This is a genomic window from Zhongshania sp. (genome assembly GCF_041623545.1).
In the GTDB taxonomy this organism is placed as follows: domain Bacteria; phylum Pseudomonadota; class Gammaproteobacteria; order Pseudomonadales; family Spongiibacteraceae; genus Spongiibacter.
The window spans coordinates 1-2,392 of sequence record NZ_JBFJWS010000401.1; the positions used below are offsets into that span (position 1 = coordinate 1).

Consider the following 2,392-nt stretch of genomic DNA (forward strand, 5'->3'; position numbering starts at 1 on the left):
AACAAGCTTGCGGTAAACATCAAAAATCGTTGTTTAAACATAATTCCCTTTTCTAACTTCATAAATGATTTAGGAGTCATTGGTCTCGACTACCAAATGAGGTTCACCTGACCAACGCTGCTTTAGTACTTTTTTCGCGGCTTGAGCAGAAGAATAATCGATAAACGGCCCGACTCTTACTCGGTGCAGATCATTGCCGCGCTTACCGTTGCTACTGGCAATTAAAACTGGATAGCCTAGACCCGCGCTCAAGGTACGCTGCAACTCCGTAGCCGAAGCCAGCTGTTTAAATGCACCAACCTGCAAATAATACCGCGTTGCGTCCGCCCCGCTTACCACCTGGCTATTATCCGTGTCTATGATCTCAATTTCCACCGGCGCCGTGCCCTGATCGGAAAAACCCAGTTTTACTGCCGCAGCATAAGACAAATCCATAATCCGATCAGAATGGAATGGACCGCGGTCATTCACCCGTACAATAGCCGTGCGACCATTGCGTAAATTGGTCACTTTGACATATACCGGAATGGGCAAGGTGCGGTGCGCCGCAGTCATCTCATAAAGACTGTAGGTTTCACCGTTTGAGGTCGCATGGCCATCAAACTTAGTGCCATACCACGAGGCGATGCCGCGCTCTTTGTAGCGACGGTGATCGTCCAGCAGCCTATATTCCTTGCCGTTGACCACGTAGGGGCTCGCGTTACCCGACGCCCGAATCACCTCGTAGCGCGGAGTTGCATCGGCAATCGTTGCCGGATCGAGGCGAATCAGGGGCGCGCCATCGTGTTGCTGCTGATAGCGACCATAATTAGTGGGCTTCGGTGTGGTAGACACCGGTGCTTCCGGACTGCTATCCCGCTGTTGGCTTACTGGGGCACAGGCAGCGAGTAGCAATAACGAAAGCAAGGGGAGAACAAGACGCAAACTCAAGATCCAGCGACTCCATTCATCTTAGCGTCGATCAATTGACTCAATTGATAAGCCGCCATGGCATACATAGCACTGTGGTTATAGCGAGTAATAACGTAAAAATTTTTCAAGCCAATCCAGTACTCATCGCCGTCATCGCCGTCGAGCTTCATCGCTGTCGCTTTTAGTTCTGGTGGCAATGCGCGGTCACTACCAATACCCGCCTTGCTTAGTTCCAAAACCGTTTTTGTTGGTTTGAGACCGGTATTAAATAAACTGGTATCAGCATTTTTCTTTAATACCGCACCACTAACCACCGGCTCGCCTGCCCGCCAACCGTGACGTTTAAAATAATTAGCCACGCTGCCAATGGCATCGACGGGGTTATTAACGATATCAATCTTGCCATCGCCGTCAAAATCCACGGCGTAGGCGCGATAGCTACTTGGTATGAACTGGCCAAAGCCCATGGCGCCAGCGTAGGAGCCTTTCAGTTCAAAGGGCTCAAACTTCTGCTCCCTTACCATCAACATGTATTCTTCAAGCTGACCGAGGAAAAAGCTACTACGGCGAGGAAAGTCAAAACCCAAAGTTGCAAGGGCATCAACCACGCGGTAGCTACCTTTATTGCGACCATAGCGTGTCTCGACACCAATAATGCCGACGATCATCGATGCTGGCACGCCATATTCACGCTCGGCTCGGGCCAAGGTGGCACGGTGCTCTCGCCAAAACTCAACGCCCTGATCAATTCTGGAGTCCTGAATAAATATTTTGCGATAGCGCCCCCAAGTCATCACTGACTCCGCTGGTCGCGACATGGCGTCTAATATGGATTGTTTTGGCTCAGCCTCCTTAAGGATGCCAACCACCCAGTCACGATCGAAGTTATGCTTTTCGACCATGGTTTTTATAAACGCTTCAGACCCTGGGTGGCCGCTATAATCGGCCACACTCGGGCTTGCGAGTAGCACGGTAGCCGCTACACCGCAGCAAACCTGTTTTAAAATAGTTTTTAGCTTATTTTGGTTTTTCACAGTAAATCCTATAATCACTGGTGTACTAAGCGCTCATCTGCGCAAATACCCATCAAAACTCCAAACCCCACCAATAATGTCACCAGTGAAGTACCGCCCTGACTCACCAACGGTAGGGGCACGCCCACCACTGGCAGCAAACCCGAGACCATGCCCATGTTCACAAAGACATAGACAAAGAAAGTGAGAATAATACTCCCGCCCAATAAGCGACCGAAGCATTGTTTTGCTTGGCTCGCGATCCAAAGCCCGCGACTAACGATCAAGCCATAGAGTAACAATAACAGCAATACCCCACGCAAGCCGAATTCCTCGGCAAGCACGGCGATAATAAAATCGGTATGACTCTCAGGCAAAAAGTCTAAATGGGATTGGGTGCCCAGCAGCCAGCCCTTACCTTCAAAGCCCCCAGAGCCAATGGCAGTTTTAGACTGAATAATATTCCA

Annotated in this window: 3 protein-coding genes; all 3 read right to left on the reverse strand. The window is 50.0% G+C overall.

The features are described 5' to 3' along the window. Positions 1–69: 69 nt before the first annotated feature. Positions 70–930 (reverse strand): septal ring lytic transglycosylase RlpA family protein, encoded by an 861-nt coding sequence (locus tag ABYT30_RS18480; RefSeq protein ID WP_373080928.1) that lies wholly within the window; start codon positions 928–930, stop codon positions 70–72. Next, positions 927–1,946, reverse strand: a complete 1,020-nt coding sequence (mltB, locus tag ABYT30_RS18485; RefSeq protein WP_373080929.1) for a lytic murein transglycosylase B — start codon at positions 1,944–1,946, stop codon at positions 927–929. The genes ABYT30_RS18480 and mltB overlap by 4 nt, the downstream gene beginning before the upstream one ends. 14 nt (positions 1,947–1,960) lie before the next feature. Then, positions 1,961–2,392 (reverse strand): FtsW/RodA/SpoVE family cell cycle protein (locus ABYT30_RS18490; RefSeq protein WP_373097988.1); only part of this gene is annotated, 432 nt, incomplete at its 5' end.